24 protein-coding genes are annotated in these 23191 nt (G+C 42.3%); 14 read left to right on the forward strand and 10 right to left on the reverse strand.

The window, feature by feature from the left end:
- Positions 1-273 precede the first annotated feature (273 nt).
- The 4 genes from ACFSJY_RS15495 to ACFSJY_RS15510 all read left to right on the forward strand — a co-directional run bounded on the left by ACFSJY_RS15495 (position 274) and on the right by ACFSJY_RS15510 (position 2493).
- A complete protein-coding gene (locus ACFSJY_RS15495) occupies positions 274-834 on the forward strand; it encodes a DUF4136 domain-containing protein (protein WP_386036224.1) in 561 nt (186 codons plus the stop codon).
- A 29-nt stretch (positions 835-863) separates the two neighbouring features.
- Positions 864-1409 (forward strand): DUF3016 domain-containing protein, encoded by a 546-nt coding sequence (locus ACFSJY_RS15500; RefSeq protein WP_386036227.1) that lies wholly within the window; start codon positions 864-866, stop codon positions 1407-1409.
- A gap of 69 nt (positions 1410-1478) precedes the next feature.
- Positions 1479-1970, forward strand: a complete 492-nt coding sequence (locus ACFSJY_RS15505; protein WP_386036230.1) for a DUF3016 domain-containing protein — start codon at positions 1479-1481, stop codon at positions 1968-1970.
- Positions 1971-1989: 19 nt separating this feature from the next.
- Complete coding sequence (locus ACFSJY_RS15510) at positions 1990-2493, forward strand: DUF3016 domain-containing protein (protein WP_386036233.1); 504 nt, start codon at positions 1990-1992, stop codon at positions 2491-2493.
- A 56-nt stretch (positions 2494-2549) separates the two neighbouring features.
- Here ACFSJY_RS15510 and ACFSJY_RS15515 read toward each other — a convergent pair whose 3' ends face one another.
- Positions 2550-2855 (reverse strand): hypothetical protein, encoded by a 306-nt coding sequence (locus ACFSJY_RS15515; protein WP_386036236.1) that lies wholly within the window; start codon positions 2853-2855, stop codon positions 2550-2552.
- Positions 2856-2886: 31 nt separating this feature from the next.
- On the reverse strand, positions 2887-3903 hold the full coding sequence (gene epmB, locus ACFSJY_RS15520) for an EF-P beta-lysylation protein EpmB (RefSeq protein ID WP_386036239.1): 1017 nt from the start codon (positions 3901-3903) through the stop codon (positions 2887-2889).
- Positions 3904-3940: 37 nt separating this feature from the next.
- Between epmB and efp the strand changes: the two genes are divergently transcribed.
- From efp to ACFSJY_RS15535, 3 genes are all read left to right on the forward strand, one after another.
- On the forward strand, positions 3941-4510 hold the full coding sequence (gene efp, locus ACFSJY_RS15525; protein ID WP_386036242.1) for an elongation factor P: 570 nt from the start codon (positions 3941-3943) through the stop codon (positions 4508-4510).
- Positions 4511-4866: 356 nt separating this feature from the next.
- Entirely contained in the window at positions 4867-5724 is an 858-nt protein-coding gene (locus tag ACFSJY_RS15530; protein WP_386036245.1) for an esterase/lipase family protein, read from the forward strand.
- 10 nt (positions 5725-5734) lie between these two features.
- On the forward strand, positions 5735-6922 hold the full coding sequence (locus tag ACFSJY_RS15535; protein ID WP_386036248.1) for a DUF4785 domain-containing protein: 1188 nt from the start codon (positions 5735-5737) through the stop codon (positions 6920-6922).
- Positions 6923-7059: 137 nt separating this feature from the next.
- Here the strand turns inward: ACFSJY_RS15535 and ACFSJY_RS15540 are convergent, their stop codons facing one another.
- A complete protein-coding gene (locus ACFSJY_RS15540) occupies positions 7060-7650 on the reverse strand; it encodes a carboxymuconolactone decarboxylase family protein (RefSeq protein ID WP_386036251.1) in 591 nt (196 codons plus the stop codon).
- Between the two features lie 200 nt (positions 7651-7850).
- Here ACFSJY_RS15540 and ACFSJY_RS15545 point away from each other — a divergent pair, with 200 nt between their 5' ends.
- The 6 genes from ACFSJY_RS15545 (at position 7851) to panP (ending at position 15639) form a co-directional block, all read left to right on the forward strand.
- Positions 7851-8804, forward strand: a complete 954-nt coding sequence (locus tag ACFSJY_RS15545; protein ID WP_386036254.1) for an ABC transporter ATP-binding protein — start codon at positions 7851-7853, stop codon at positions 8802-8804.
- Positions 8804-9577, forward strand: a complete 774-nt coding sequence (locus tag ACFSJY_RS15550; protein WP_386036257.1) for an ABC transporter permease — start codon at positions 8804-8806, stop codon at positions 9575-9577. Before ACFSJY_RS15545 ends, ACFSJY_RS15550 begins: the two co-directional genes overlap by 1 nt.
- Entirely contained in the window at positions 9577-10269 is a 693-nt protein-coding gene (gene trmB / locus ACFSJY_RS15555) for a tRNA (guanine(46)-N(7))-methyltransferase TrmB (protein ID WP_386036260.1), read from the forward strand. Before ACFSJY_RS15550 ends, trmB begins: the two co-directional genes overlap by 1 nt.
- 70 nt (positions 10270-10339) lie before the next feature.
- Positions 10340-11476 carry an N-acetyl-alpha-D-glucosaminyl L-malate synthase BshA gene (gene bshA, locus ACFSJY_RS15560; RefSeq protein WP_386036263.1) on the forward strand — a complete coding sequence of 379 codons (1137 nt, stop codon included), beginning with the start codon at positions 10340-10342 and terminating at the stop codon, positions 11474-11476.
- A 10-nt stretch (positions 11477-11486) separates the two neighbouring features.
- Entirely contained in the window at positions 11487-13649 is a 2163-nt protein-coding gene (locus ACFSJY_RS15565; protein WP_386036266.1) for a cation:dicarboxylate symporter family transporter, read from the forward strand.
- Between the two features lie 346 nt (positions 13650-13995).
- On the forward strand, positions 13996-15639 hold the full coding sequence (gene panP / locus ACFSJY_RS15570) for a pyridoxal-dependent aspartate 1-decarboxylase PanP (protein ID WP_386036269.1): 1644 nt from the start codon (positions 13996-13998) through the stop codon (positions 15637-15639).
- Between the two features lie 68 nt (positions 15640-15707).
- Here the strand turns inward: panP and panC are convergent, their stop codons facing one another.
- From panC to dksA, 6 genes are all read right to left on the reverse strand, one after another.
- Positions 15708-16559, reverse strand: coding sequence for a pantoate--beta-alanine ligase (gene panC, locus ACFSJY_RS15575; RefSeq protein WP_386036272.1), 852 nt, complete (start codon positions 16557-16559; stop codon positions 15708-15710).
- 27 nt (positions 16560-16586) lie between these two features.
- A complete protein-coding gene (gene panB / locus ACFSJY_RS15580; protein WP_386036275.1) occupies positions 16587-17381 on the reverse strand; it encodes a 3-methyl-2-oxobutanoate hydroxymethyltransferase in 795 nt (264 codons plus the stop codon).
- A gap of 42 nt (positions 17382-17423) precedes the next feature.
- Positions 17424-17921 carry a 2-amino-4-hydroxy-6-hydroxymethyldihydropteridine diphosphokinase gene (gene folK / locus ACFSJY_RS15585; RefSeq protein ID WP_386036278.1) on the reverse strand — a complete coding sequence of 166 codons (498 nt, stop codon included), beginning with the start codon at positions 17919-17921 and terminating at the stop codon, positions 17424-17426.
- Positions 17922-17923: 2 nt separating this feature from the next.
- Positions 17924-19291, reverse strand: coding sequence for a polynucleotide adenylyltransferase PcnB (gene pcnB / locus ACFSJY_RS15590; RefSeq protein WP_386036281.1), 1368 nt, complete (start codon positions 19289-19291; stop codon positions 17924-17926).
- Between the two features lie 136 nt (positions 19292-19427).
- Positions 19428-20345 carry a tRNA glutamyl-Q(34) synthetase GluQRS gene (gluQRS, locus tag ACFSJY_RS15595; protein WP_386036284.1) on the reverse strand — a complete coding sequence of 306 codons (918 nt, stop codon included), beginning with the start codon at positions 20343-20345 and terminating at the stop codon, positions 19428-19430.
- Between the two features lie 23 nt (positions 20346-20368).
- Complete coding sequence (dksA, locus tag ACFSJY_RS15600) at positions 20369-20812, reverse strand: RNA polymerase-binding protein DksA (RefSeq protein ID WP_386036287.1); 444 nt, start codon at positions 20810-20812, stop codon at positions 20369-20371.
- A 483-nt stretch (positions 20813-21295) separates the two neighbouring features.
- Here dksA and ACFSJY_RS15605 point away from each other — a divergent pair, with 483 nt between their 5' ends.
- Complete coding sequence (locus ACFSJY_RS15605; RefSeq protein ID WP_386036290.1) at positions 21296-22363, forward strand: hypothetical protein; 1068 nt, start codon at positions 21296-21298, stop codon at positions 22361-22363.
- 30 nt (positions 22364-22393) lie between these two features.
- Here the strand turns inward: ACFSJY_RS15605 and sfsA are convergent, their stop codons facing one another.
- Entirely contained in the window at positions 22394-23098 is a 705-nt protein-coding gene (gene sfsA / locus ACFSJY_RS15610; RefSeq protein WP_386036293.1) for a DNA/RNA nuclease SfsA, read from the reverse strand.
- Between the last annotated feature and the right edge of the window lie 93 nt (positions 23099-23191).

Raw genomic sequence — 23191 nt, forward strand, 5'->3', positions numbered from 1 at the left:
TGCGAAACCAGAGGGTACCTATACCAACCTAAGACCTACCTACTTATAGAGTGCAGCCTTTTTGTCATACATATCAGATGGCTTGATTTATAGGCAAATAATGCGTGAACGCTTGTATTCTGTACACTCGTAAAAATAATTTAATTTAGTGGTAACCCTATTTCACGAAATATTGTACATAATGTTGCAAATTTTATGTGTATTATCCGGTAGTTGAGAGTACAATTAGCGCGCAAACGAAGGTGTAATTGTTATCTAATTCAGGAAGGTCATATGATAAAAGTTAACCTAAGCGCGGCCTTGTTGGCGGCTGCTGTATTAGTTGGGTGTGTTCAAGTGCCTATTGAGGAGCCTGGAAAAGAAACTCAACTTGCTATTTCTAGCGTTAAAGACCTTCCAATAGAATACGCCAAGGGCAGTACTTTTCGTATTTCCTCGCGTTACCTAGAAAGCGCTTCTGTTTCTCGAGAACAGTTGGCGTCAGTGTACAAGCTTTACGAAAAAAACATCTCGCAGCTATTGCAATCAGCCGGTTACCAGATGTCTTTAAATGACAGCGCAGATTTTGAAGTGGTCTACGCTGTTGCCCTTGAAAAAGACTTAAGTGACCAGACAATCAACGAAAGATTTGGCGTATCGCCTGGTCTTCAAGTAAGCGACGACTTGGAAAAGGGCAGCTTTCTTATCTATATTGAAGATAGTGAAAGTAAGCAAAGAGTTTGGCGCGGTGCAGTACAAGGCTTTGTTCAAGAAGACTTTTCTGCGAGTGAGCGGGTAAAAAGAACAGAGCACGTCGTAAGAACGGTAATGTCTTCATTCTTTAACGCCAATTAACATTTTTGATCAGTTTTTTAGATAGTTCTATGTTTCAATTTATTCAACAAATGAATGCAATGTTAGGCAAGCGCTTATTGTTAAGCTTTTCAGTAGCAGTTGTATTAATGGCTAGCGTATCTGCTTCTGCCGCAACGGTAGAGCTAGAATGGGTGGAGCCAGATAGCTTTCGTGATATTCACCCAGGTGGCAATAGTCGTGAAAAGTTTAGAGAAGATACGTTCGCAGAGTTAGAGGCAAACTTTGCTAAATTGGCGACTGAGAGGCTACCAACTGCCCAAATACTGCAAATTACTGTACGTGATTTGGATTTAGCAGGCTATGTTAACGTAGATAGTAAAACGCGCCGGAAGCGTTTTGTGTCTTCAAAGTACTTCCCGCGTATTAAGTTTAATTACAAGTTGTTAGCAGAGAATGGTGCTGTAATAAAAGCGGGTGGCGTTATCTTGAAAAAGCCTGATTTTATGGAAACAACATCTGACGAAAATAAAGCGTTAACGCTAGGCTATGAAAAGCAGATGATTGATGAGTGGTTTAAATACACCTTTGGTCCCCGAGAGGAAGACGAAAGTTAATAAAAAGCCGCTGAACCAGCGGCTTTTTTGTGGGTCTATAGTAATATCATTTAGGCAATAGGAGTAAAAATGCGTAAACAACTAACTATCGCTTTTGTGGTTGCTGCTTTTTTATCACCGATTAGTTATGCCAGTATTGTTGATATCAGTTGGTCTAATGCCGATAAATACCGAGATCTGAAGTCAGTAACTGAAACCAAAGCTAAAATTCAAAAACGTTTTTTCAAAGAAATACACGCCCATTTGAACGAGCTTGGCACCTCGTTGCCACACAAGTTCACGTTATCGATAGATGTGACACAAGTCGATTTAGCAGGTCGCATTGATATGGTTAATGGTCAGCAAATTCGGATTGTTCGTGATATGTACTACCCGAACATGATTTTGACCTATCGGTTAAAAGATGCAGAAGGTAAAGTAATTCAGTCACAGGAAAGTAAGCTGAAGGGTCGTAACTTTTTGCGACAAGCAAATCGTCTTGATGATGATGCCTTTAAGCATGAAAAGTATATGATAACTGACTGGTTTGAGAAAGAATTCGCAACCGTCATCAACAAATAAATGGTTAAGGAGCAGTGAAATGAAATTGAAATTAGCCGCAATAGTATTAGCACTATCACCATTATTTACCGTGGCTTCAGCGCAAGCCGCAGAAGCGTCAGTAGAATGGATTAATCCTGATGAGTATCGTGACGTTCGCCCGGCTAATGAATCACGTAAGCGCTTCCAAGAGCGTACATTTAAGGAATTTGAAGAATTCTTTGTTGAGCTTGCAGCTAAGTTACCAGAAGGCCAAAAATTACATGTAAAAGTGACCAATGTTGATTTGGCTGGTAACGTAGAGTTTGGCCGAACGCAGCAAATCCGCATCGTACGACAAATTCATTTTCCACGCTTCGAGTTCGAGTATTCACTGCTCGACGCTGATAAAGAGGTGGTTACCGCAGGTCAAGAGGACTTGAAAGATATGAATTTTTTACATCACGTCAATACTAAGGTGAATTCTGAATCACTTAAGTATGAGAAGTACATGATTGAAAAGTGGTTCAACCAAACCTTTGAAACGCTTATTGCTAAATCTTAATAAATTCTAGGCTGAATTCGCTAAATAAAAAAAGCAGCACTCAGGTGCTGCTTTTTTTATTCGGTATAAGCGTTTTCAAAATTGTTGAGTACGAGTAACAGTTGCTCAATTTTTTTAACCAAAGCCAGTAGTTGCTCTTTATCTTGGCTTTTCTGCCACTGTAATAAATCGTCTGCGACTTCTTCTACATACGGCTGAAACGTGTTCGCCGTACTTTTAAAACCAGCATCCTCTTTAAAAATAGCGGCAAAGCCCGCTTTCTTATTTTCTCGTAAGTCGGCTAATGTGGCATCTGCACTTAGCGACTTTTTTAGGATGATAGAAATATTGTTAATCAGTTCTTGGTTTACTGCTTCAGACATAAGAATCTACAAATCATTTTCAATGGCGACATTATCGCAAATTAATAGGGGTTTTGTTAGGTTCTCCAGCAATCTCTCTGACTAACTTTGGCATTAAAAAGCCCGGAAGTATTGCCATCAGCTCGTTAACGATGCTGACCGCCTCTTGCTCTGAAATATCAAAATGAGAAGCTCCTTGCACTTTGTCTAGCAAATGCAAGTAATATGGCTGGATGCCGCTATCAAATGCTTTTTCGCAAAGTGTTGCTAAGGTATTGGCATTGTCATTGACGCCTTTTAGCAAAACGCTTTGGTTGAACAGGGGAATACCCGCTTGTTTCAAACGCTTGGCAGCTGACTCAACAGCATCGTCAATCTCGTTGGCATGATTAATATGTAGGACCATGGTAGCTTTCAGTCTGCTAGTGGCTAACATATCCACGAGAGAGTTAGTTACTCTGCTGGGAATTACAACTGGAAGTCGCGTATGAATTCGCAAGCGACTTACATGAGCTATTGCTTCTACTTTTTCAATTAGCCACTGTAGATGGTTATCATTGGCCATTAAAGGATCGCCACCGCTAAAAATAACTTCATGAATCTCTTTGTGCGTTGCTATGTAGTCTAACGCCGCTTGCCAGCGAAACTTATTAGGGCTGTTATCTTGGTATGGAAAGTGGCGACGAAAACAGTAACGACAGTTTACGGCGCATCCTGCTTTCACAATCATCAAAACGCGGTGTTTGTATTTGTGTAACAATCCTTCTGCGACCGTGTCATGTTCTTCAAGCGGGTCGTCGCTATAACCTTCAAGCAAGTTGTATTCGCTATCTAGTGGCATAACTTGTCTTAACAAAGGATCATTAATATCGCCAAACTTGATTCTATTTATGTAGGGAACGGGCACTCGGACAGGAAACAGCTTACGTGCAGCAAAATGCTGTTGGTAGTCATTTGGCTCAATACCAATGCGAGACAGCAGCACTGCAGGATCGGTAACCACATTCGACAACTCTTTTTGCCAAGAGGTGTGCAAATTAGGTTCAATTTGAGTTATTATCTGCGGCATTTGTTAAATCACTCTCTCGAAAGTTAAGCGAGTATGTATGGCTTCTTTTAGCACTAACCAATTCAAAGCCGGTTTGAAATTAATGATCGACGGCGAACCTTGTAACATCCTAGAAAACGAAATCGTTAAGCCAGGTAAGGGCCAAGCGTTTAACCGCGTTAAAATCCGTAAACTTATCTCTGGTAAAGTTTTAGAGAAAACCTTCAAATCAGGTGAGTCTGTAGAAGGCGCTGATGTTATGGATTCTGAACTAGGCTACTTATATGCCGACGGTGAATTCTGGCATTTTATGAATAATGAAACTTTTGAGCAAGTTGCTGCCGACGAAAAGGCGATTGGCGACAATGCAAAATGGTTAGTAGAAGGTGATGTTTGTACAATCACATTCTGGAATGGTAACCCTATTTCAGTAGCGCCGCCTAACTTTGTTGAACTTGAAGTTACTGAGACTGACCCTGGTCTTAAAGGTGATACAGCGGGCACAGGTGGTAAGCCAGCTACGCTTAGCACAGGCGCGGTAGTTCGCGTTCCTCTTTTCGTTCAAATTGGCGAAGTTGTTAAATGTGATACGCGTAGCGGAGAATATGTATCTCGCGCAGGTAAATAATTCATATTGAATTATCAATGAAAAGCTCGCTTCGGCGGGCTTTTTTGTTTTTTGTTATCTCAAAATCCACAAAATAAACGACAGTTGCAAGAATTTTTCAGCTTACATCTGTTACGTTTAAAACACGATTATCCATAAGTTTTCAACAAGCAGTAGCTGATATTATTGGCTCTCCACATAGTTAGAGTAACTACTTAATACAGTGCAATTTTCGTGTCTGAAAATTGTGAATTCTCGTCGTTTTTGTACTGTTCGATAGACCACTATTGCATCTATATATGCTCATGACACAGGTTGGAGGTTAGACCTCTTTCACGTGTTGCAACAAGTCAAATATAACTACAACAGGAACTACTATGAATAAAAAAATAGCAAGCATAGTATTCAGCTTTTTGACCTTGTGCAGTGTCGCATCCGCAAACCAGGGGGTAGCTTTCGTACACGGTACAGGCAGTCAAACTGATGCTTTCAATGACTATTGGACGGGAGAATTTGTTAACTCTGTAAGACAAGGTCTTCCAAACAGTAATAACTACACAGTCATCAACTGTGACTTTGACCAGTTTATGTGGGTTGAAGCCGCAGCAGGCTGTTTGGCTAGTCAACTAAATAGTTTTATTAGCAGCAAGAATATTAGCGAGTTAACGTTAATTACACATTCTAATGGCGGCAATGTGGTGAGATGGATTTTGTCTAATCCAACATATGACAGCCGTTACCCACAAATCGTCTCAACAACTAATAAAGTGATAGCGCTTGCGCCTTCAAGTGGTGGCACGCCTTTGGCCGATGCTGTGACACAAGGCAATGTATTTGAGACATCACTCGGTTGGATTCTAGGTTTTGATTCTGACGCAGTAAAACAGCAGCAAGTGGCTTGGATGGCTTACTACAACGATACGTGGTTGTACGGTACAAGTGGACGACCAAGTCTTCCATCTACGTTTAAATCAGTGATTGGCTCTGATGTCGACTCTGCAATTTGGGACGGTGATAGCTACTGTGGCGGTTACTTCAACCAAGTGGCATTAGAGACAACACAAAATTGGTTAAACTCTTGCTCAGATGGCTTTTTGGAATGCAGTTCTCAAAGTGCGGCTGGCACGGTGTGGTTTACTGACAAGCAAAGAACAAAAGGCAAGGAACCATTAAGTCATCAACAATCTCGTCGTAAGTGTTTTAATCTCGACACTATTTTAAGAAACGACATTTAAGGAGTGCGCTATGAATATTATTAAAAAAACGAGCTACACCTTAACTGCGATAGCCAGCCTAGTTGCTAGCCAGGTATCCGCTGACACATCGAAACTAGCGGGTTATGACTTGGTATCCATTGATGCGCCTGCAAGACAGATAGAGCAAGCGCCGGTGCATTTTAGTCAGTTATTAACATCACAATCGGCAATAGATTTTATCAGCAAACCATACAAAGCAGAGAGTAATGAATATTGGATGGAAGTGTCTGGTAAGCAATTGCAAATTGGTATTCCTGTGCACACAACATCAGCAGGCTCACTTATTCGCATTAGTGGTAAACATGTTAAAGGTGGACTTGCTCCCGCGAGTATCGCGATAGCGCCAGAGGCGATTGAGTTAAGTAAAGGTAAAGAGAAGCTCGCGTCGCCGTTTACCCAATTGGTCACTCAAGAGCAGTTTGCGACGGCGAATATCTTTCCTAACAGCAGCGCAGTCCAGCTAAATAAAGACATTGGTAATGGTACTTTTCAGCTGAAAGTGGCGCAGCCGCTTAACGCTAGTGATAAATACATCATCAATATTAAAGAAAAAGCATCCTCACACTTATTGAAAGCATCAATCCCAAAACAAGGGTATTTAGCCAATGAGAGTGTTTATTTTGACATGTCGATGGATAGTGCTGGCGAAGCTTTAGCGTCTCATCGCCAACAAGTCATGCTGAAAACACCACAAGGCAATATGCTTCCTGCTGATGTTGCCAAAGTTGATGGACGATACAAACTTACGCTACCTACGCTAGAAGCAAACCAAACGGCAGGCGCGTTATTTGAGCTGCATTTAGCATCTCAGGCCAATGACAACGGGTTAGTGGTGAAACGAAATGCGAAACTAGCGTTTGCAGTGACACAACCAACCGCGAGAATGACTGGCGACGTCAATATTAGTGGTCTGTCTGCAATGGTTAGTGTCGACATTGCAAGCGAAGGAAGATATGAAGTTAGCGGTGTTGTATCAGGTCAAGATAGCCAAGGGCAGTATAAACATGTGATGTTGAGTCGTTCGGCTTATTATCTGCAACCGGGTGAGCAAACTGTCGAGCTTAAATTTGATCGCAACTTATTGGCGAAAGCAGGTGTTTTACCGCCATACAAAGTGAATAAAATGCGATTAGTCGATCAAAGTCGACTAGGTGTTCTGCAGCAAAATTTATTTTAATTACTCGAAGTACTCATGGATTAAAAGCTCGCGTTAGCGGGCTTTTTTATTGGATATACGGTCTATTGGCGAAGTGAGGGTGCAAAAAGGATGACGGTTGGGAGGTGCCACCCCTTTCGCGAAATAAATAGGAAAAGCTACACGTGTTTACCGCCTGTCCAGCCTCCTGAAGAGAGTACTTCTTCTCCCATCGCTTTAGGGCTGTCCTCTAAATCGGTTGCCATTGAGTCATTCCAACGGTTCAGAAATCCATACAGACAAACAGCGCCAAGAATTTCAACGATTTGGTTTTCGCTCCAATACTTCTTCATCTCTTCCATAATTTCGGCTGTCACCCCATTAGGTACAGAGCCTGCGGCCAATGCGTAGTCAAGGGCAACGCGTTCAGCATCAGTATATAGGTCGCTTGTTTTATATTCCCATATTGCTTGCACTTTCTCATGGCTAACACCGTGAATCTCTGCGGCAATAAGTGAATGCGCTTCACAGTACTGACAACCCGCAGCTCGGCTGCAAAAGTGTGCGATTAATCGTTTAAAGCCTAAATCGACTTCACTGTCGCTGCTCATTACGGCTTTGGTTAATACACCAAAACCTTTAACAAACTCAGGTTTGCGCTGCATGGTTAATAAACTATTGGGCACAAAACCAAGTATTTGTTCGAAAATTGCAAAGTCTTCCGCGAGTTCTGGTGTGGTATCTGTTGGTAATGGAGATAAATGAGCCATATGTATTCCTTGTTGTTGTTTGAAATTTATACTAGGTAGTGAATGGAAATACGTAAAGGGCTCAAGTTTTCATGTTTTATTCCCTTTTGACTCAAGTGTAAATTTTTCTTGCTAATCAATGTAAAGTCATCGATTTCTTCACTTGAAAAGTGACAGTTTGGCACCATATTTAAACTTCAACTTCATACAAGGTTCTCTGCATGACCGTAGCGCTAGAAATCAAAGGTTTAGAGAAAGTCTACAAAGGCGGCTTTCAAGCATTAAAAGGTATTGATCTTTCCGTTCAACAAGGCGATTTTTTTGCTCTACTTGGCCCTAATGGCGCGGGTAAATCGACCACCATTGGTGTCATTACCTCATTAGTCAACAAAACGGCAGGGCAGGTAAGCGTCTTTGGTCATGATATTGATAAAGAATTAGAAGCCGCAAAAAGCCACATTGGCTTAGTGCCACAAGAATTCAACTTCAACCAGTTTGAGTCTCTGATTCGTATATTGGTGAATCAAGCGGGCTATTACGGTGTTGATCGTAACCTAGCGCATCAACGTGCTGAAAAATACTTAAAGCAGCTAGATTTATGGGAAAAACGCGACAATGCAGCGCGTATGTTGTCTGGCGGTATGAAGCGCCGTTTGATGATTGCTCGTGCGTTAATGCATGAACCGAAGGTGTTAATTCTTGATGAGCCCACAGCCGGTGTTGATATTGAGCTTAGGCGTTCTATGTGGGACTTTTTGCGCAAGTTAAATCAAGAACAAGGTATTACCATCATCTTGACGACGCATTACCTCGAAGAAGCTGAAATGTTGTGTCGCAATATTGCCATCATTGATGCTGGTGAAATTGTCGAAAACACCAGCATGAAACAGTTGCTCAGCCAACTAGATATTGAAACCTTTATCTTAGACTTGCCTACAAATAGCGTAAAACCTAGCTTGGAAGGGTTTGAGTATCGACTACTTGATGATCATACTTTAGAAGTTGATGTACAAAAAACACAATGTTTAAACGGTGTGTTTGCGCAACTATCAGAGCAAGGCGTACAGGTGTTGAGTATGCGAAATAAAAGTAATCGTCTAGAAGAGTTATTTGTCCGTCTCGTTGCTAAGAAAGATGAAGCAGAGCAAGAACAAAAAGCAGGGGGCACGCACTAATGTCGAATTCAGTTAATTTCATTGCCCTAAAAAGTATTATGCACAAAGAAGTGCATCGCTTTATGCGTATTTGGGTACAAACGCTTGTACCACCAGCAATCACCATTAGTCTTTACTTTGTGATTTTTGGCTCGTTAATCGGCTCGCGAATTGGTGACATGGGCGGCTTTGATTACATGTCGTTTATCGTGCCTGGCTTGATCATGATGAGTGTCATTACTAACTCATATTCAAACGTCGCGTCATCGTTTTTTAGCGCAAAATGGCAACGAAATGTTGAAGAGATGCTAGTCGCACCCGTGCCCAATTGGGTGATCGTCGCTGGCTATGTCGGTGGCGGAATGGCTCGCGGTATATTGGTTGGCGCCATTGTTACTATTATCGCGCTATTTTTTACTGATATTCAGATTCATAACTTAGCGATCATTCTTATCACCGTCATCCTGACCTCGGCCGTTTTTGCACTGGGCGGCTTAATTAATGCAGTGTTTGCCGGTAGTTTTGACGATATCTCGATTATTCCAACTTTTGTGTTAACACCGCTGACTTACCTAGGCGGTGTGTTCTATTCAATTAGCTTGTTACCTGGATTTTGGCAAGGGGTGTCGCAGTTGAACCCTATCGTCTACATGGTTAATGCTTTCCGTTATGGCTTTTTAGGTGTCAGTGACGTGAGCTTAACCGTTGCGTTCTCTGTGTTAGGTGTATTTATTGTCGGCTTATGGGCAACAGCAATGTATCTCATCGCTAAAGGTATTGGGCTACGCAGTTAATGACGAAACAAAACATTACGGGCGATTCGAAAGCTATTGTCACAAATCAAGATGGTGTGCATGAGAAGCTGGAACAAATTGTTCAAAAGCATTTAACACACGCCTTTGAAAAGCCCATTCAAGCGCATACAAAGTCAGTATTTGACGCGATCAATGAGCGCGTTAACGCGTGGCAAGGCCCAGTTATTCTAGATGCCTGCTGTGGTGTAGGGCAAAGTACTCGCCTTATCGCTAAGCAAAACCCTGAGGCCTTGGTTATTGGTATTGATAAATCAGCCAATAGACTTGAACGAAACGTTGAAGAGCACTTCCCTGAAGATATCCAAGGCGTGGACAACTTTATTCTAGCGCGGGCTGATCTTAACGATTTCTATCGCTTAGTGGCCGAGGCGAATTGGCCAATTGCAAAGCACAATATTCTTTACCCAAACCCTTGGCCTAAAGCCAAGCACATACAGCGGCGATGGCATGGCGCTGCAGTGTTCCCCTCGATCATTCGTATTGGTGATGAAATTGAGCTGCGCAGTAATTGGCGAGTTTATTTAGAAGAGTTTCTCATTGCTGCAAAGCTGACTGGTCGAGATGGTGAAATTACTGAAATTTCGCTAACTGAAGATCAAACCCCTATAACACCATTTGAAGCAAAATTTTTCGCTAGCGGTCAAAAGTGCTGGCTGTTAAAAATTCATTAGCATATTTATGAGCTCTGTATAATAATCGAACGTAACGTATTATTTTTGTTCGATTATTGTGAAGTAGAGTATGCGTATAGGAATTGTTTGTCATCCATCGGTTGGGGGCTCAGGTTTAGTAGCAACTGAACTTGGCATAGGGCTAGCAAAGAAAGGGCATGAGGTTCATTTTATCTCTCGAGCTAGGCCATTTAAATTGGTGGAAGAGCTCGGCAATATCACCATGCATTTGGTGGAAGGTATTGAGTACCCGCTTTTTGATGATACGCTTTATACGTTTGCACTCACGGCAAAAATAGTAGAAGTGGCTGATAAACATGAACTGGATGTGGTTCATGCTCATTATTCAATTCCTCATTCGCTCAGCGCTTATTTAGCGCAAGAAATAGCAAAACACGACTTTCCAATAGTGACCACCATACATGGTACTGACGTGACCATTGTGGGCCGAGATAAGCCGCTTTACCCACTCAATCAATTCAGTATTGAAAAGAGTACCTTGGTGACGACTGTTAGTAACTTTCAAAAGCACTACGTTGAACAGTACTTCTCAACGAGCCATGATATTCAAGTGCTCTATAACTTCATTGATTCAGACGTTTATACGCCAGACAACAAATGCGCGGAGTTAAGAAAATCTTTTGCCGAGCCTGATGAGAAGATTTTGATGCACATCTCTAATTTCAGGCCGCTAAAGAATACCGATAAGGTACTTGAAGTGTTTGCCAAGGTCTGTCAAAAACACAAAGCTAAGTTGGTGTTGATTGGGGATGGCCCAGAACGCGAAGCTCGTCAGCAACAAGCCGCTAACCTAGGCATTGCCGATAAAGTGATTTTTGTTGGTGCTATAGTTAGTGTAGCGGGTCATGTTTGTGTTGCTGACTGCGTAATTCAACCCAGCACAAATGAGTCGTTTAGTATGGTGTCACTTGAAGCAATGTGCTGTGGGGTGCCAGTAGTCGCCAGTGATGTTGACGGCATTCCTGAGGTAGTCGCTCATGGTGAAACGGGTTACCTATGGCCGCTTGATGATCTTGAAGGCATGGCAGACAGTGTTGATGAGATCTTTTCTGATAGTGCGCTACAAACCAAACTAGGTAACGCTGGACGCGAACGTGCGCTTGATAACTTTGCAACATACGGACAAGTGACTGAATACGAAGAGTGTTATATTCGCGCTTACGAACTTCATAAAAACAACAAATAAAAGGCTTTCTATGGCTGAGAAGAAAAAGCTAAGCATGTCGACGGTGGTTTTACTGTCGTTTGCTTTCGGTATAGTGGCGGGGCTATTTTTCGGTGAAAAGCTTGCATGGATGTCCTTTATCGGTGATGCCTTCATCAAGCTTCTGCAAATGACCATTATTCCCTATATCATGGTATCGCTGATCTCTAGCCTTGGTGGCCTGACTATACAGCAAGCAAAATCTATCGGTATTCAAGTGGGTAAGTTAATGCTTGCTATCTGGGTACTTGGTATTTTATCGATGTTTTTTATCAAGTTTACCTTTCCTACTTGGCAAGCCGGCGCGTTCTTTAGCTTATCGGAACTAACACCGCCTGAATCGGTAAATCTGCTAGACCTATATATTCCCAGCAATCCATTTTTCTCGATGTCTAACAGCTATATTCCAGCCATAGTACTGTTTTGTGTTGCAACGGGCTTATCGTTAATTTCCATCAAGGATAAGGATGTTTTACTTCAGCCGATGCGACTACTCGGCGATGCGTTTAACAAAGTGACACAATACATTGTGAAACTGATGCCACTTGGTATTTTCTGTATGACAGCAGCAACAGCTGGCACGATGGACTTACAAGAGTTCCAAAAGCTGCAAGTTTACTTTGTTGCACATATTATTATGACGTTATTGCTAACGTATTGGATTTTGCCGGGGATGTTGGCGTTGATGACGCCTTTCTCGCACAAAGATATCGCCGGTATTGCGAAGGATGCGATGATAACGGCGTTTGCTGCCGGTAATATTTTTATCGTATTGCCGATATTGATTGAGCGCACCAAAGAGCTATTTGAAAAATACGATATTGGTGAAGATAAAACGAAAGAATACCCTAATATTATTATTCCTGTGGTGTTCAGCTTCCCCAATTTAGGTAAGTTATTGACGATAGTTTTTGTACTTTTTGCTGCCTGGTTTGCAGGTACGGAGACTAGCTTTTTAACCTACATTCCGATGGCGATAAATGGCTTAATCAGTTTGTTTGGTAGTGTCTATCTCACTGTGCCTATGCTACTTGACTCGTTGGAGTTACCGACAGATTTATTCCAGCTGTATATGGTATCAAGCCTGTTTACCAGCCGTTTCACCTCACTACTTGCTGCAATGAATATCTTTATTCTTGCTGTAGGTGGCACTGCAATGCTTGCCGGTGTCGCAAAAATAAATATGCGTAAGTTAGTACTCTTTAGTGCGTTTACGCCGGTCGTTTTTGGTGTTGTATTACTGCTCTCAGCGTGGTTCTTAAATTCGATAGTGAACACTGAATATCATATGGATGAAGTGGTCAAGGAGATGAGCACAGCGGTAGAGTTACCAGAAGAAGCTGAAGTGACCTATCAGGCTTATTTAGGCACTAAAGTTGCCCCTCGCTCATTCACCACAATCAAGCATAGCGGCGTTATTAAAGTTGGCTATAAACCCACACAAGTTCCGTTTTCTTATTTTAACGCTGATAACAAACTTGTCGGTTTTGATGTTGATATGATGAAAAAGCTCGGCGGTGAGCTGGGCTTGGATGTAGTCTTTGTCCCTTATACCGATGATAACGCAGTTGCTGCACTCGATAATGGTCAATTCGACATCACAATATCGGGCTTGCAGATGACAACGGATATGATCCAGCAAGTCCGTTTTAGTCGAACTGTCTTAAAGCTGCATTACTCCTTGGTGGTAAGAGACCACCGTACAGAGCAATTTTCGTCAGAAGAAAACATTCGTGCGGCAGGGCCAATCAAACTTGCTGCTGTAGGTACTTATGCGATAGTGCCGCAAATCAAGAAAAAGTATCCCAACATTGAAGTGGAAGTGATTAAGTCTGATAAAGAGTTTTTTGAAGATAGAACCAACCGATGGGATGGCTTAATTATTTCATTGGAAGCGGGTAAAGCGTGGACTATTTTATATCCCGATTACACGGCGATTTTTAATCGCGATGAGATAAGGTCTTTCCCTGCAGCGTATGCCGTTGCGCAAGGTAATTTGTCGTTATTAACGTTTTTAAATAACTGGTTAGAGATACAATTATCGTCGGGATATGTAGATCAGTTATACGATTATTGGATACTGGGTAAGAATGCAGTACCCAAAACACGTCGATGGTCGGTAGTTAAAGATGTATTTGGCTGGGAAGAGGAATAACCTAGCCAATTTCACCAATATATGTGTTTTTTGGCTATATCGTGCCATGTGTTCATACGAGGCGATACCTCTAAGTTGTTTAAAAACAATGAGTTAAAGAGTTGGTTTGATACTTGTAATGTTGTTCATTGAAAAGGAGAACATTATGACAACGACGATTAAAAAGAATGTATTAACGAAAGCATTTGTTGTGATTGCACTTTGCCAAACCAGCATTATTTTAATGACTTAGAAGCTCGTATCAGTAAAAGATGACAAAACGATAAAGAAGCAAGACATTTGTTGTGAATTTTATTAAACTGCCGCATTCGTTTTAACCATTGAAAGCTTTAAATAACGGTAACGTATGACGGCAAGTAAACGCGCGGCAGAGGCATCTTTAGAAACTCTACACCGTATTTTTACCATTCCTGAAGCGCCAGACTCTACACTAGGTCTAATAGAGAAAGAGATCTCTGAAAACTTAGCGGGCTTCTTAGGAAACCATATCGTTGCAACGGAACAAGCACTTACAGACATAGAAAAGGATTTTGCTGGCGCTGTTATTCCAGAGCAGCCTGCGTTTGTGTCTGACCATATGCACCACCTATTAGATAAGCTGGTGTCGCGTTCAGTACATACGTCTAGCCCAAGTTTCATTGGCCATATGACATCGGCACTTCCCTATTTTATTTTGCCGCTGTCTAAGCTAATGGTCGGCCTAAACCAAAACTTGGTAAAAATCGAAACTTCTAAAGCTTTTACGCCGCTTGAGCGTCAAGTCCTCGGTATGATGCACCGTCTTGTCTACGGTGATGATGATTCCTTTTATCAGTCATGGATGCACAGCGCCAATCACTCACTTGGTGCGTTCTGCTCGGGTGGCACGATTGCGAACCTTACTGCACTTTGGGTTGCACGTAATAATATGCTTAAGGCAGATGGTGACTTCAAAGGCGTAGCACGTGAAGGTTTATTTAACGCATTAACCCATTATGGCTATAAAGGTATGGCTATTTTGGTGTCGGCTCGTGGTCATTACTCACTGAAGAAGTCCGCTGATGTTCTTGGATTGGGACAGGAAAGCGTTATTGCTATCCCGACAGATCATAAAAATCGCATTGACTGCGATGCATTAGCTGCTAAATGCGAAGAGTTAAAACAGCAAGGCGTAGGCATCCTCAGTATTGTTGGCGTAGCTGGTACAACAGAAACAGGTAACGTCGACCCACTTGATAAAATGGCGGATATTGCACAGCAATATAATGCTCATTTCCATGTAGATGCAGCATGGGGGGGCGCAACACTGCTTTCAAATAAATATCGTGATTTACTTAAAGGCATTGAGCGCGCTGACTCAGTGACTATTGATGCACACAAGCAAATGTACGTGCCTATGGGCGCTGGCTTAGTTGTTTTTAAGAACCCTTCTTCTGTTGCGGCTATTGAGCATCACGCTGAATATATTCTGCGTAAAGGGTCAAAAGATTTAGGTAGTCATACCCTAGAAGGTTCGCGCCCAGGTATGGCGATGTTAGTTTACGCTAGCTTGCATATTATTAGTCGTCCCGGTTATGAGTTACTCATCAATCAGGGTATTGATAAAGCAAAGCATTTTGCTGACTTAATTCGTGCGCATGAAGAGTTCGAACTAGTCACAGAACCTGAGCTTTGCCTGTTAACTTATCGATACGTGCCAAAGCAAGTACAGCAATTTATGGCAGGCGCTGATGTCACGACCAATCAAAAAATTAATAAGTTGATTGATAAACTCACCAAGTTTATTCAGAAGAAACAGCGTGAATCAGGTAAATCGTTTGTCTCGCGTACACGTATTGAAGTGCAAAAATATGGCGGTGAAAAGGTGTTGGTATTTAGAGTTGTACTTGCCAACCCATTAACAACTCATGAGATTCTTGCTGATATTCTAGAAGAGCAAGTAGAGTTGGCACAAACGAGCATTCAATATTTACCTGACTTAATGGGGCAAGTCTTGCTGAATTCGGCGTAACGCTTCGTTCAAATGACAATAAAAAAGCCGCTTATTTAGCGGCTTTTTAGTATTAAGAATCCAGTGATTTAGCGATTAATGCTGACCTGTAAATTATCTATTAACCTTGCTTTTCCGCACTGCGCAGCAGCGAGAATAACCAGGTTCTTATCGTCTTCACTGGCTGGTTGCAGTGTCCGTGCGTGAACGACATGAAGATAGTCAACCGTCATCCCTGTTTCATTAATTTTATTTGCAGCCTGTTTGGTTAAGCCGATGAAGTCATCATCGTGCTGTATTTGTGCAGCTAACCATTGCATATTTTGATACAAAGCAGGCGCAATAGCCTTTTCTTCATTAGTTAGATAGCCATTTCGCGAGCTCATGGCTAAACCACTTTCTTCACGAATCGTCGGAACAGGGACAATCTCGATTGGCATATTGAGGTCTTCAACCATGGTTTGAATGACCTGCACTTGTTGGTAGTCTTTTAATCCAAAACAAGCGATATCTGGCTGAACAATATTGAATAGCTTGCATACGACGGTAGCGACGCCACGAAAATGCCCAGGGCGACTCTCGCCACAGTACCCTTCTGAAACTTGCGGCACTTCTACGAAGCTTTGTTTGTCTAAACCTTTCGGATAGACAATATCCGGTGTTGGTGTAAACAGCAGATCAGTCCCTTCAGTTGATAGCTTGTGTTGGTCAGCTTCCATAGTGCGTGGATAAGCATCCAAGTCTTCACCTGCACCAAACTGCATTGGATTGACAAAGATACTGGCAACAACTTTATCTGCGCGCTGTTTCGCTTCTTTAACCAGTGAAAGGTGGCCGTCGTGCAGGTTTCCCATCGTAGGTACAAAGCCAATGGTTAGCCCTTGTTGTTGCCATACCTTAATTTGTGTTCTGAGCGTGTGAATATCACTAACAATTTGCATGTTTAACGTTACCTATTGCTCTCGCGCTTACTGGAAAATATGGTCTTCACCGGGGAAATTCCCGTTGGCAACTTCATCAATGTATAGTTCTACCGCCTTTTTGATATCACCAGTATCTTTTAGAAAGTTACGTGAAAACTTCGGCATGTAGCTACAAGAAATCCCTAAAGCGTCATGCATAACAAGGATTTGACCGTCAGTTTCACGACCAGCGCCAATACCAATCGTTGGCACATTGACGGCTTCTGTAATGGCTTTACCTAGTGATTCTGGCACACACTCTAATACCAGCAGTTGGATACCAGCTGCTTCTAATTCTTTTGCTTGCGCAATCATGTCATTGGCTTGGTCCGCTTCGCGGCCTTGGACTTTAAAGCCACCAAAAACATTGACTGATTGTGGCGTTAGGCCTAAGTGCCCACATACAGGAATACCACGTTCAACAAGGCCTTTAATGGTGTCAGCTAACCAGCGACCGCCTTCCATTTTCACCATACTGGCACCAGCTTGCATTAGCTTAGTGGCGTTTTCGTAGGTTTGCTCTGTAGTAGCATAGGTCATGAAAGGCATATCACTTATAATGAGCGTGTTTTCAACGCCTGCCTTAACACAACGTGTATGATAAGCCATATCATCGATCGAAACAGGTAGCGTATCGTCTTGTCCTTGTAACACCATTCCCAGTGAATCACCGATTAAAATAGCGTGAATGCCGGCCTGATCGAATAACTTGGCGAAACTGGCGTCATAGGCCGTAATCGTTGCGATTTTTTCGCCATTTTCTTTCATTTTTCGTAGTTTAGCTGTGGTGATTTTAGCCATGATATTGTCCAATAATTTTTGCTGGGCTAGCTTGTCATAATGCTAAGCGTAGCGCAACTTACTATGAATTTTTAAGCCATTGTCGTTGATATTGTTGCGAAGTGTCGACAACTTGCTGTCGTCTGGCAATGTTAAATCGGGCGCTATTTCAAACAGGGGGATCAATACAAATTCACGTTCTTTCATGCCGTAGTGAGGCACGATTAGGCGTTCATTGTTAATGATGTCATCGCCGAACAATAGGATATCGAGATCGAGTATTCTTGGGCCCCAACGCTCGCCTTTTCGCACGCGGCCAGCGTCTTTCTCGATAGTTTGCAGTGCGTCTAAAAGTGCAAGTGGTGCTAATGATGTTTCCAATGCCACTACCGCATTCATATAATCAGGTTGATCTTGCGGTCCCATAGGGCGACTGAAGAATAACGATGAGACTGTGTTTATTTTGCTCTCTGGGATTGTAGCGATGGCATCAACAGCTAGCTGAATTTGATGGGCAGGGTCTTCAAGATTACTGCCCAAGCCAATATATGCGATGGTCATGATTACTGCGCTGGTGCTTTTGGTTTTCTAGGTTTACGGCGCTTGCGTACGGTACGGCGACTGCCTCTGCTATTAGGCACCGCCTTTATCATCATTTGTTGAAGTTCAGGTGATGCTTCTTGGAATTCTGTCCACCACTTGGCTAATTGTGCTGTGTCGCCACCTTCAATCTCGCCACGAAGTAATAAGAAGTCGTATCCAGCACGGAATTTAGGGTGCTCAAGTGTTTTGTAGGCTTTTTTACCTTCGCGACGATTAAGTTTGTCCTGTAATACCCAAATGTCTTTCATTGGCGCTTGGAAACGTTTAGGCACGGCAATACTACGTTGTTGCTCAGACATCACTTCGTTTAGCGCGGCGAAGAATGCGTCTTGCGGTGTCAGTTGAGTGCTATCGCGCAGTGCAGCAATACGTTGGCTTAATGGATACCACAGAAACGCCGCCAGTAAAAATGCAGGTGTTACCCTTAAGTCATTGTTAATACGCTCGTCTGTGTTACTCATTGCAAGTACCACAAATTGCTCAAGCTGGGCTGCCTGCTCACCTTGCAATGCTTGTTCAACAATAGGGAACAAATGTTCAAATAAGTTGAATTCGCGCAGCATATTGAAGTTGGCAACTGCTTTGCCCGAAATAAACAATTTTAGGAACTCTTCAAACATACGAGCAGGGGGAATGTTTGCGAGTAAGTCAGAAAGCGCGTATATCGGTGAAGCTGTTTCTTCACTGATCGTCATATCAAGTTTTGTGGCAAACCTAACAGCACGAAGCATGCGCACAGGGTCTTCTCGGTAACGTGTTTCTGGGTCGCCAATTAATCGAATTGTGCGTTGTTTAATGTCTTCCACACCATCGGCAAAATCATAAATATTGAAGTCTGCAATACTGTAATACAACGCGTTGATAGTGAAGTCTCGACGTTCAGCATCTTCATCAATTGAGCCGTAAATATTGTCACGCAAAAGCATGCCGTGTTCGCTTTGCTTTGAGGTTTTCTTGCATGATTTATCTTTGTCAGAAGCACTATCATGGTGACCTCGGAACGTCGCTACTTCAATAATGTCACGACCAAAAACAATATGCGCCAGTCTAAAGCGACGACCTATAAGACGACAATTGCGGAATAGGCTTTTAATTTGCTCAGGGGTAGCATTGGTTGCGATATCGAAATCTTTCGGCTTGATACCTAAAAGCATATCGCGAACACCACCACCAACAAGGTAGGCATCAAATCCCGATTTCTGTAATCTATACAGCACTTTAAGCGCATTTTCGCTGATGTATTTGCGTGACACCGAGTGTTGGTCACGAGGGATCACAATTGGGAAATCTGTTGAAGTGTTTGAGCGCTCAGCAGCGTCTTTTTTCAATAGCTGCTTACACAGCTTGATAACGCGTTTGATAATGGCAACCCCTGTTCGTTAAATGAGCTAAGTAAATCGCGGCAATTTTACCTTAGATGGCATGAAAAGAGAATGAAAAGTCCGCGGTTTTAGAATAAAAGTTCTAGTCCAGGTTGCCACTCAAATCCAATGCAATTTCAGCCGTTTGAGGGATTTTTTCCAGTGACCAATGGTTAATTGCCCATGACAGTATTTCTGCAACCGTTTGCTTTACTAATATTTTAGGAGGTTGCTGTCCGAGAAAACTAAGCGCTGCATACAAACTCTGTTGAGGGGCAGAACGGTCAATTGCAGGTGCCTTATTTTGTTTACTGAGCTTGAAACCGTCATGTGTTATTACAAGCGGAACGTGCGCATAAACCGGGGGCTGGCAATTATAAGTTTTATATAGCGTTAACTGTCTTGCTGTAGGTTCTAGCAAGTCGCAGCCTCTGACTATGTGGGTAATGCCTTGGTAAATATCATCAATCACAACAGCGAGTTGATAGGCATACAGACCATCTTTACGCTTGATGATGAAGTCTTCTTGTGCAAGTTTAACGTCACAAGTAACTTCCCCTTGAATGAGGTCGCTGTAGTGGGCACAACCAAACTGATTAATAAGACGAATGCTGGTATCTGTATTCTTTAATTGTTTGTGCTTACAAGTACCTGCGTAAACGCCACCACTCGCTTTTATCATTGCTCGCGTGCATTCGCAGCGATAGCTCAGCTGATGTTGTTCAAAGTATTGTAAAACATCTTCGTAAAGTGCTGACTGATCGCTTTGATACAAGACCTTTTCGTCCCAGAACATCCCATAGTCTTCGAGTGTTCTCAGAATTTCATCCGCTGCGCCTGCTTGCTCGCGAGGAGGGTCAATATCTTCTATCCGAACTAACCACACACCATCATTCGCGCGTGCATCGAGATAACTGGCTAGCGCCGTAACTAAAGAACCGAAATGAAGTAAACCAGAGGGGGAGGGAGCAAAGCGACCACGATACTGAGTATGTGGTCGCTCTGAAAAGGGTAATTGCATTGATTTTTGCTGAAAGCGAGTGCTTATCCAGCCATTTGACGTTCTTTGATTTCCGCCAACGTTTTACATTCAATACAAAGATCAGCTGTTGGACGTGCCTCTAAACGGCGAATGCCAATTTCGATCCCACAAGAATTACAGAAACCGAAATCATCTTCTTCGATAAGTTGAAGTGTTTTTTCGATTTTCTTGATTAGTTTGCGCTCACGGTCGCGAGTACGAAGCTCTAAGCTGAATTCTTCTTCTTGCGCTGCACGGTCAACCGGGTCTGGGAAGTTAGCTGCTTCGTCTTGCATATGTGTTACGGTACGATCAACTTCTTCACGAAGTTGTGTGCGCCAAGCTTCCAAGATCTTTTTAAAATGATCAAGCTGCTCAGCGTTCATGTATTCTTCACCAGGCTTTTCTTTATAAGGCTCTACGCCAGCTAATGCTAGAATGCCCAATGCTTTTTGTTTATCTGGCATGCGAATCTCCTAATGCTACTTGCCTAAATGGGGAGCTCAATATACTCACTTGGATATCCATTTAAGTTCTTTGCCAATTTTTGAGGTCTTTAGACCGTATACATAACCATATTTAAAAGGGCTATATTGTGATGCAGGAAATGAATTTCAAGGAAAAGCGTAGAAAAAAAAGGGTAACGTAACAATATCAGTAAGTTAGCAATTTAGATACTTACCTTGAGCCTGTACCATTTGTCTGCAAGCAAGCACTTTTAGCAAGATTTAATACGGTTAGTCAATGATTATTGATTTATTTAAAGTGATTTTTAACGGCAAAATATGTCAATCAGATTAAAACATTTCATTTTGTGTCACAGCACTGCTAAGTGTAAACGTTCATGAGTAATTAGTGATTTAGACATAGCTGATTACATATGCACATGAAAAATCTCATTTTTATCTCGTTTAATGTGAATCGAATATTCCTAATACATTATTACGAGCATGGAAACGCCACATAAAAACAACAATATTGATCATGTAGATTTTACCAATCCAACGCTTTTTTTACATCAATTCGATGAAAGCACTGATAGTTATTATTTCATTGAAACGTCAGAACGAAAAATCAGAGAAGCTGCATTTCTCGATGGCAGAGAGCCTTTTTATCAGCATAAATCGTCACTCCAAATCTCAGGTCAGTACCTCCACAACCAGCAAGTAACCGATCACTTATGGGCTGCTCGGTCTCGCTTTATTTTTCACGTTGGATTTTGCGGTTCAACATTGCTTGCACGGTTACTTGAGTCCAATCAACAACAGATTATTTGCTATAAAGAGCCTCATATACTGGCTGAACTGGCAAACCTAAAGGCGCACCAAAGTTTGGTGTTCAAAGATGTGTATAAACAAGAAAGGGTCTTTAAAACGGTATTGGGACAAGCCAATAAATCTTTCAGAGTGCAGCAACAAGCAATCGTCAAGCCCAGCAATTGGGTAAACACCATTTTACCTGAGTTAGCCTCACAGGCTGGTTCACTTAGCGCTGTGTTTATCGATATGTCGCTGGAGGATTTTCTTATTGCAATACTGAGAGGTGGTAGGGAGCGCATCGCATTTGTTTATCGGTTGAATGAACATTTGCTTAGCTGCTTACCGCACTTTAAAGAGGTTTCGATGCTCATCAATGAGAGTCATCAAAGCATTATGTTGCAAGTCACTAAAACCATTGCGCTTACTTTGCACATGCAGAAAATGCTATTTGACAGCGCTAAGTCAATGCTTGGCGTTAGCAACGTGTTAACCATTTCGTATAAGGGAATAGTTGATAACACCTTTGACACACTGAGTGAAGTTACACGGCATTTTGATTTGGCTTTTGACGAACCTGCGCTCAGCAATGCAATCAATAGTGTTCACAATAGACATGCTAAAGCTAAAGGGATCTCCTTTGATACGTCGACGCAAGATGCCCTGAACAACAGGCTTTACCATACATATAGATCCGAAATTACTGAAGCTATTGCCTGGTATGAGCAAGTCTTTGCTGATGAATACCGCCAACTTGCTTAAGTAGGCTGAGCTTTTAAGGCCGGCGGTAAGCTAAGGAGCTAGAAAAGGAATAGGGTGGCGCAAGTGCATACCTTCGGGCGAAATATCCGCTTTGTAGGCGAGTACTTCAACACCCGATGTAATCGCTTGGTCGAGCAAATCAGCATATTTGGGATCTATATGCGCAGCAGCTGAGACTTCGTTGATACCGCTGTGCAGCACTGCAAAGAGCAAAATAGCTCTATTGCCAGATTCAGCCATTGTCGTTAACTCACGTAAGTGTTTTTGTCCTCTAGTCGTGACAGCATCAGGAAAATAGCCATGGCCGCCTTGTAACAGCGTTACACTTTTCACTTCGACGAAAGCATTTGGCTGCTTACCATCTGATAAGAACACGTCAATCTTACTGTTTTCGTCACCGTATTTTACTTCTCGCTGAATATGTTTATAACCCGTTAGCTCAGCTATAGTTCCGGCGAGAATCGCTTCTTCTGCAAGCTGGTTAGCTCGCGCTGTGTTGACGCAAATAAAGTGTTCGTTCTCTTTTGTTTCGGTCAGCTCCCAGCTGAACTTATATTTACGCTTTGGATTATTTGAGGTGCTATACCACACATAATCACCTGGCTCAGCACATCCTGTCATAGCGCCCGTATTAGCAACATGCAACGTGGTTTCACTTCCGTCTTCCAGAATGATATCTGCCAAAAAACGCTTGTAGCGTTTAATCAATGTCGCTTTTTTTAGTGTTGTTTTCATTGAGTGAAGTAGTTGCTATAAATTGAGGCGATTTTATACGAACTCACCTATAAATTAGAACCCTGTGCGTTTAAAGGTAATACGATTTGTTTG

Source organism: Thalassotalea euphylliae (assembly GCF_042682785.1).
Taxonomy (GTDB): Bacteria; Pseudomonadota; Gammaproteobacteria; order Enterobacterales; family Alteromonadaceae; genus Thalassotalea_F; species Thalassotalea_F euphylliae.

Coding starts and splice junctions, on each gene's coding strand:
- ACFSJY_RS15495 (WP_386036224.1), top strand. CDS start 274: ATGATAAAAGTTAACCTAAGCGCGGCCTTGTTGGCGGCTGCTGTATTA.
- ACFSJY_RS15500 (WP_386036227.1), top strand. CDS start 864: ATGTTTCAATTTATTCAACAAATGAATGCAATGTTAGGCAAGCGCTTA.
- ACFSJY_RS15505 (WP_386036230.1), top strand. CDS start 1,479: ATGCGTAAACAACTAACTATCGCTTTTGTGGTTGCTGCTTTTTTATCA.
- ACFSJY_RS15510 (WP_386036233.1), top strand. CDS start 1,990: ATGAAATTGAAATTAGCCGCAATAGTATTAGCACTATCACCATTATTT.
- ACFSJY_RS15515 (WP_386036236.1), bottom strand. CDS start 2,855: ATGTCTGAAGCAGTAAACCAAGAACTGATTAACAATATTTCTATCATC.
- epmB (WP_386036239.1), bottom strand. CDS start 3,903: ATGCCGCAGATAATAACTCAAATTGAACCTAATTTGCACACCTCTTGG.
- efp (WP_386036242.1), top strand. CDS start 3,941: ATGGCTTCTTTTAGCACTAACCAATTCAAAGCCGGTTTGAAATTAATG.
- ACFSJY_RS15530 (WP_386036245.1), top strand. CDS start 4,867: ATGAATAAAAAAATAGCAAGCATAGTATTCAGCTTTTTGACCTTGTGC.
- ACFSJY_RS15535 (WP_386036248.1), top strand. CDS start 5,735: ATGAATATTATTAAAAAAACGAGCTACACCTTAACTGCGATAGCCAGC.
- ACFSJY_RS15540 (WP_386036251.1), bottom strand. CDS start 7,650: ATGGCTCATTTATCTCCATTACCAACAGATACCACACCAGAACTCGCG.
- ACFSJY_RS15545 (WP_386036254.1), top strand. CDS start 7,851: ATGACCGTAGCGCTAGAAATCAAAGGTTTAGAGAAAGTCTACAAAGGC.
- ACFSJY_RS15550 (WP_386036257.1), top strand. CDS start 8,804: ATGTCGAATTCAGTTAATTTCATTGCCCTAAAAAGTATTATGCACAAA.
- trmB (WP_386036260.1), top strand. CDS start 9,577: ATGACGAAACAAAACATTACGGGCGATTCGAAAGCTATTGTCACAAAT.
- bshA (WP_386036263.1), top strand. CDS start 10,340: ATGCGTATAGGAATTGTTTGTCATCCATCGGTTGGGGGCTCAGGTTTA.
- ACFSJY_RS15565 (WP_386036266.1), top strand. CDS start 11,487: ATGGCTGAGAAGAAAAAGCTAAGCATGTCGACGGTGGTTTTACTGTCG.
- panP (WP_386036269.1), top strand. CDS start 13,996: ATGACGGCAAGTAAACGCGCGGCAGAGGCATCTTTAGAAACTCTACAC.
- panC (WP_386036272.1), bottom strand. CDS start 16,559: ATGCAAATTGTTAGTGATATTCACACGCTCAGAACACAAATTAAGGTA.
- panB (WP_386036275.1), bottom strand. CDS start 17,381: ATGGCTAAAATCACCACAGCTAAACTACGAAAAATGAAAGAAAATGGC.
- folK (WP_386036278.1), bottom strand. CDS start 17,921: ATGACCATCGCATATATTGGCTTGGGCAGTAATCTTGAAGACCCTGCC.
- gluQRS (WP_386036284.1), bottom strand. CDS start 20,345: ATGCAATTACCCTTTTCAGAGCGACCACATACTCAGTATCGTGGTCGC.
- dksA (WP_386036287.1), bottom strand. CDS start 20,812: ATGCCAGATAAACAAAAAGCATTGGGCATTCTAGCATTAGCTGGCGTA.
- ACFSJY_RS15605 (WP_386036290.1), top strand. CDS start 21,296: ATGGAAACGCCACATAAAAACAACAATATTGATCATGTAGATTTTACC.
- sfsA (WP_386036293.1), bottom strand. CDS start 23,098: ATGAAAACAACACTAAAAAAAGCGACATTGATTAAACGCTACAAGCGT.